The 6,813-nt window shown below is 66.2% G+C and carries 4 protein-coding genes; 3 read left to right on the forward strand and 1 reads right to left on the reverse strand.

From position 1 onward, the window contains the following. Positions 1-1,174: HEAT repeat domain-containing protein (locus ACESNG_RS02090; RefSeq protein WP_373067583.1), on the forward strand; the 1,174-nt coding region annotated here is incomplete at its 5' end. A 24-nt stretch (positions 1,175-1,198) separates the two neighbouring features. On the opposite strand, the gene gltB is transcribed toward ACESNG_RS02090, so the two are convergent. After that, positions 1,199-5,812, reverse strand: coding sequence for a glutamate synthase large subunit (gene gltB / locus ACESNG_RS02095; protein WP_373064904.1), 4,614 nt, complete (start codon positions 5,810-5,812; stop codon positions 1,199-1,201). A gap of 177 nt (positions 5,813-5,989) precedes the next feature. Between gltB and ACESNG_RS02100 the strand changes: the two genes are divergently transcribed. Further along, positions 5,990-6,385, forward strand: coding sequence for a hypothetical protein (locus ACESNG_RS02100; RefSeq protein ID WP_373064906.1), 396 nt, complete (start codon positions 5,990-5,992; stop codon positions 6,383-6,385). Positions 6,386-6,400: 15 nt separating this feature from the next. Then, the coding region (locus ACESNG_RS02105) for an ABC transporter permease (protein ID WP_373064908.1) at positions 6,401-6,813 on the forward strand (413 nt) is incomplete at its 3' end.

Below are 6,813 nucleotides of genomic sequence, written 5' to 3' on the forward strand. Positions count from 1 at the left end.
ACCGGAAGGGGTAGTAGCCCTGGGGAGCGCGCTCGAGCGGCATGGCCTCGACGCGATCGAGCTGGCCACCACGATGACGGACGCGGAGTTTCTCAAGCTGGCCGGCTTGCTGGTCGGTGATCAGCGGGGGGATGCCGAGTCGCTGATCGAGTCGGCCGACGCCCTGTCGATCTGGAACGTCCGCTTCCTTTCGGCGCAAACCGGTGAGTTCGTGCGCGTACCGTCGGCGCCGATCGCCGCGGCCTCCCGCCCGCTGTCGCAACTGGTGGCCCCCTCGGCATCGGCCGCTCCATCCTACACGCCGGCGGCAGCTCTCGACGCGCACGCGAGCCGCATCGAGCTTGCCGTGGCGCGAGGCGATGGGGTGAGCCTCTGCCGCGAGTTGGTAGATCTCGCGCTCCCAGCCCACTTCGCGAAAGCGGCCACGCCGATGGCGCTACAGTTGGTGGTGGAGCAGTTGCTCGTTACCGGCGTGCCTCCCGACGACGTGATCGCGCTGTTGCAACGTGCCGGGCCAGCTGGCGCCCGCGCTATGTTCCTGCAGCTGATCGCCGCCATCGATGTCGGCGACCGGCGTACGCTGTACGACGCCATGGCCTCACTCAACGACACGCCCGAGGTGGCGCGCGAGTATCTCACGCATGACGTCTGGTACGTGGTGCGAAATGCCGTGTGTTTGTTGGGGGAGTCGCGCTCGCCGGCGGCGATCGGCGCTATTGGCCACGCGCTGCGGCACGCCGACTATCGCGTCCGGATCGCGGCGGTGGTTTCACTCGGACAGATCGGCGGATCGGTCGCGCTCGCCCGTATCGAGTCGGTGCTCTTCGACACCTCGATCGATGTCCGCACCCGCGCGCTCTCAATCGTGTTCGCCGCGCCCGATGGTGAACCGCTGACCAGCCGTCTGGTCGGCGTGCTGAATGAGGAGCAGGCGATCGAGTATCAGCTGGAAATCGTTGCCGCACTGGGCCATCTGCAGACGCCACGCGCACGACAGCGTTTGCAGCAGGTGTGTGAAACACCGGCGAACAGCTTCGAGGGCACTGAGCTGCGCCTGGCGGCTATCGAGGCGCTACGACGCGGCCACCCCGAGGTGGCTGACGCCATGCTGCTCAAGCTCAAGGACGATCCGAGCCCGATGGTGCGCGAGCGAATCGCCTCGATGCCGACGTAGGCGATCCCTCGCATCGCGCGCGTGCTATCGCGCCTCCTCCATCGGCCTGGCCAACAGCCGGTCCAGTCGCTCGCTCCACCCGTCGCGGATACGCGACACGTGCTCAGCGGTGCCACGCGGCTTCACCTTGCGCCAACGCGGCAGTTGCTGGTCCCAGCCATCGAGGAGCCAACGCGCCCGCGCGCTGCTTGTGCGCTGCTGGTGCAGCTGCAGAAGCCTGGCCAACAACTCGGTGTCATCGTGATCGAGATCGGCCAGCAGCACCATCTCATGATTCAGGCGACTCGCGAACGTATCCGCTTCGTCGAACACGTACGCCACACCGTTCGACATGCCCGCGCCGAAGTTGCGACCGGCGCGACCGAGTACCGCCACCACGCCGCCGGTCATGTATTCGCAGGCATGATTGCCCACGCCTTCCACCACCGCGCAGGCGCCGGAATTGCGCACGGCGAAGCGGTCGCCCGCCTGACCCGCGGCACAGAGCACGCCATCGGTGGCACCGTACAGCACCGTATTGCCGATGATCATGTTCAGGTGGCTCGCGCCGCGATACCGCGCATCGCGAAACGGACGCACACTGATCTCGGCGCCGTTCAAACTCTTGCCCACGTAATCGTTGGCCTCGCCCTCGAGTGACAGGCGCATGCCGCGCAGGCCGAAGGCACCGAAGCTCTGACCCGCGCTGCCGCGGAACTCGGCGTGCAGTGTACCGTCGGGCAGCCCCGCATCACCGAAGCGTTCGGCCAGCGCACCGGCCACGCGCCCGCCGACGGTGAGATGGTGATTGCGGATATCGTAGGTGCCGTGGAAGGCGGCACCCGTCGCGATCGTGTCGGCCGCATCGATCAGCAGCTGGCTGTCGAGCGAGTCGTTGCCGTGTCGCTCGTTGCGCTCCATGGTGCGGCGGCGCGGCACGTCCTTCCGACGCGGCGGCGACAGGACCATCGACAAGTCGAGCATCGCCGATCGCGGCAGTTCCGGCCGCTCGGCCCTCTGCAGCAACTCCACCCTGCCGATGATGTCGTCGAGCGACCGTGCACCCAGCAATGCGAGCTCAGTGCGCACGTCCTCCGCCATACGCGAGAAGAAGCCGATCACCTGTTCCGGTGTACCACGGAACTTCGCACGCAAATCCTCGCGTTGTGTGGCGATGCCGGTGGGGCAGGTATTCAGATGACACTGTCGCGCCATGTCGCACCCCATCGCCACCAGCGGTGCGGTGCCGAAACCGTACGACTCCGCGCCCAGCAGCGCCGCGATGATGACATCGCGCCCCGTGCGCAGGCCGCCGTCCACGCGCACCTCCACCCGATGACGCAAACCGTTCTCGATCAGGACCTGCTGTGCTTCGGCCAGTCCCAGCTCCCACGGCGCGCCCGCGTGCTTGATGCTGGACAACGGCGACGCGCCGGTCCCTCCCGAATGTCCGGCAATGAGCACGTAGTCGGCGAAGGCTTTTGCCACACCCGCCGCCACGGTCCCCACGCCCGACGACGCCACCAACTTCACACCGACGCGTGCCCGCGGATTCACCGTCTTGAGATCGTGCACCAGCTGCGCGAGGTCCTCGATGGAGTAGATGTCGTGGTGCGGCGGCGGCGAGATGAGCGTGACACCGGGCGTGGAATGACGCAGACGCGCGATCAAATCGGTGACCTTGAAGCCCGGCAGCTGACCACCTTCGCCGGGTTTCGCCCCCTGCACGATCTTGATCTCGATTTCTTCCGCGCGCACGAGATACTCGGTGGTGACGCCGAACCGGGCCGACGCCACCTGCTTGATGCGGCTATCCGCGCGTTCGCTGGCCGGGCGCGTGTACAAGGCCGGATCTTCACCGCCTTCACCGGAATTCGAGCGCGCCTGCATGCGATTCATCGCGATCGAAATTGTTTCGTGCGCTTCCGGCGAGAGCGAGCCGAGCGACATGGCCGACGAAATGAACCGCGCTCGGATCGCTTCCATGGGCTCGACCTCGCTTATCGCGATCGGCGCCACGTGGCGCAGCGCCAGCAGATCGCGCACCGTGGCCGGCATCCTGCCCTGTGCCCGTTCCGCGAAGGTGCGCCACGCGTCATCGGCACTGGTGCCCGCTCGTGATGCCCGCGCGCTGCCCACGGCCTGTTGCAACGCCAGCACGGTCTGCGGTGCCCAGCCGTGCTGCTCGCCTTCCTTGCGGAAGCGCACCCGTCCGAAGTCGGGAAGCGCCGACGTGGACAGGTTGTCAGGGCCATACGCCCGACGATGCCGCAACAGCACGTCTTCCGAGAGCTCACGCATGGTGAGTCCACCCAACGCCGACGTGGTACCGGCAAAGCTGCGGTCTATCACATCGGCGCCGAGCCCGATCGCATCGAACGTCTGCGCGCCGCAATACGACGCCAGCGTGGAAATACCCATCTTGGCCAGCACCTTCAGCAGCCCCTTCTCCACCGCCGCGCGATACCGCGACTGCGCGAGCGCGGGGCCGGGCCGCTCAGCATCGGCATCGGTGCGCCCGTGCGCCGCTTCCGCGAATAGCGTGGCCACCGTTTCGAGCGCGAGCCAAGGGTGCACCGCCTCCGCACCATAGCCCACGAGCGTGGCCACATGGTGCTGTTCCATGGCGTCGCCCGCTTCGACCACCAGGCCCACGCGCGCGCGCAGTCCCGTGCGCACGAGATGCTGTCGCACCGCGCCCACGGCCAGCAGCGCCGGAATCGGCGCGCGCTCGGCGTTCATCTTCCGGTCGCTGATCACCAACAATCGCGCGCCCTTGCGGGCGGCCACTTCTGCACGACGACAAAGCGTGTCGAGCGCGGCTTCGAGCGCCTCCGGACGCGAATGTCCTTCGTAGGTCGCGTCGATCGTGGCACAAGGAAAGCCGGGGAACGAACGCAATGCCGACATCTCGTCCGGCAGTAGCACAGGATGCTCGATGCGCAGCATCTGCGCGTACACCGCCTTCTCCACCAGTGGCGATCCCCGCCGGCCCAGATGCATGCGCAACGACATCACCATCGACTCCCGCAGCGAGTCCATGGGAGGATTGGTGACCTGAGCGAAACGCTGCCGGAAATACGCGTACAGCTGTGGCGCGCTGGGTGAGAGCACCGCCAGCGGCGCATCGTCGCCCATGCTGTACACGACCTCCGCCGCTGTCGTAGCCATCGGCTCGAGCACGAGACGAAGATCTTCGTGGCTGTACCCGAATGCCAACTGCGATGCGCGCAGCTGATCGCTGGAGCGTACGAGCGGCTCGGTGCCATCACTCGTCGGGAGCGTCGACATCGCCTGCGCGATCCACTTCGCATACGGACGACGCGTGGCCACTTCGCGCTTGGCCGCGAGATTGCGCACGATGCGCTTGCCGGCGGTGTCCACGAGGAACACGCCGCCAGGACCAAGCTTGCCCGTTTCCACGACATCGCGCGGGTCGAAGTCGACGATGCCCACTTCGGATCCGGCCGATACCATACCGTCGGCGCGAATCTTGTACCGACACGGGCGCAGACCATTGCGGTCGAGTGAGACCGCCACCTGAATGCCGTCGCTGTATGCGAGCGCAGCGGGGCCATCCCATGGCTCGATCACGCACTGGTGGTACTCGTAGAACGCCTTGATGACCGGCTCTACATCGGGATACTTCTCCCAGGCCTGTGGCACCAGCATCATGGTGGCGTGCACCGGCGAGCGTCCGGCGCGTACCAACAGTTCGAGCGCGTTGTCGAGGCTGGCCGAGTCGCTGCCGCGCGGGCGGATCGGATCGCGCACACGTGCCGCTTGCTCACCGAACGCGGGCGCCTCCAGCAACGAGCCGCGCATCGCCATACCGTTGCGATTGCCCCAGAGCGTGTTGATCTCGCCGTTGTGTGCAAGCATCCGAAACGGCTGCGCCAGATCCCATCGCGGCATCGTGTTGGTGGCGTAGCGCTCATGAAACACGGCAATCGCGCTTTCGAACGCCGCGTCGCGCAGGTCGGGAAAAAAGTCGCCGAGCTGTCCGCCTGTGAGCAGGCCCTTGTAGACCACGGTGCGACAGGACATCGAGCAGATGTAGAACGGGTCGGTGCCGCGCGCGAGCGCGCGATGCTCCATCTCGCGACGTGCGAGATAGAGCTGCCGTTCCCACGTATCGTCGTCGCTGCCGGCCGGGCGTCCGATCAACACTTGTCGGATGACTGGCATGGAGGCGCGCGCTGACGGGCCGAGCACCTCGGGCCGCACCGGCACGTCGCGCCAGCCGAGAATCGGCAGGCCGTCGGCGAGGAGCACATCGGTGATGAGTGAGACGGCATCCTGCTGCGCCACCGGCTCGGTGGGGAGAAAGCACATGCCCACGGCGATCGCGGCATCGGCCGGCAGGTGCACGCCCAGTCGTGACGCGGCCAGGATGAACAGCCGTCGCGGAATCTGCGTCATGACGCCCGCGCCATCGGCCGAGCTGTCGGTCGAAGACGCACCGCGATGCGCGAGTCGGGCCGATGCCTCGAGGGCCAGCGTGACCACCTCGTGTGTCCGTTCGCCACTCTGACGGGCGATAAAACCGACACCGCAGGCGTCGCGCGGGCCATAGGCAGAGCCGGCGTCGTCGGTGAACAGGGTGCCGCTGGCCTTGTGCGCACTCATGAGATCGGGATTCACGTGGAGGGTGGACACGAAAAGACCGTCTGGCCGGGGACGTGAAACCGCCCCGCAGACGATCCGTTGTAACACGAGTCGATTCGATTCAAATCGTCTGGCCGATGCCGCTGTCTATCCACATGTGGCGCCGTAGTCCGTCGCCGAATCGCCTACCGAGTGCCCGCCATGAGACACCTCACTCTCGCCTTGCGCATGCTGCGCAAGACGCCCTTCGTCACGTCGATCGCCATCGCCTCACTGGCGCTGGGGATCGGCGCGAACGCCGCCATTTTTTCGCTCTTCGATCAAATGCTGCTTTGCGCGCTGCCTGTCAATGATCCGGCGCAGCTTGTGAACCTCGCTGCGCCCGGTCCGAAGCAAGGGTCGACGAACTGCGGACAAGCCGGCGACTGCGACGAGGTGTTCAGCTATCCGATGTTCCGTGACCTGGAACTGTGGCAGACACCCTTCGGCGGACTCGCTGCGCACGTGCTGTTCGGGGCAAATGTCTCCATCAAAAATGAAGCGATGACGCAGCAGGGAGTGTTCGTCTCCGGCTCCTTTTTCGGTGTGTTGGGCGTCATGCCCGCTACTGGACGCTTGCTGTAGCCGACGGACGACGCCGTGATCGGCGCTAACTTCCTGACCGTACTCAGCTACGACTTCTGGCAGGAATACTACGGCGGAGATCGGGCAATCGTTGGCCAGGCGATTCTCGTGAACGGCAATTCACTGACGATCGTCGGCGTGGCACCGGCCGGCTTTCGCGGTACCACGCTGGGCGCGCAGCCGGCGCTCTATGCGCCGATCAGCAGGAGGGCGGCCATCACCACCTGGCGTCCGGCTTTCGACAATCGCCGGCGCTACTGGGTTTACGTATTCGGGTGCCTCAAGCCGGGCCTGTCGATCGAGCAGGCGAGTACGCAGCTCAACGTGACCTACAAGCCGATTCTCGCCGACGTCGAGGTGCCGCTGCAGGAGGGCATGAGCGACGCCACCATGAAGCTGTTCAAGGCCAAGTCCCTGGTGCTCGCTCC

Source organism: Gemmatimonas sp., from assembly GCF_041689975.1.
GTDB lineage: Bacteria > Gemmatimonadota > Gemmatimonadetes > Gemmatimonadales > Gemmatimonadaceae > Gemmatimonas.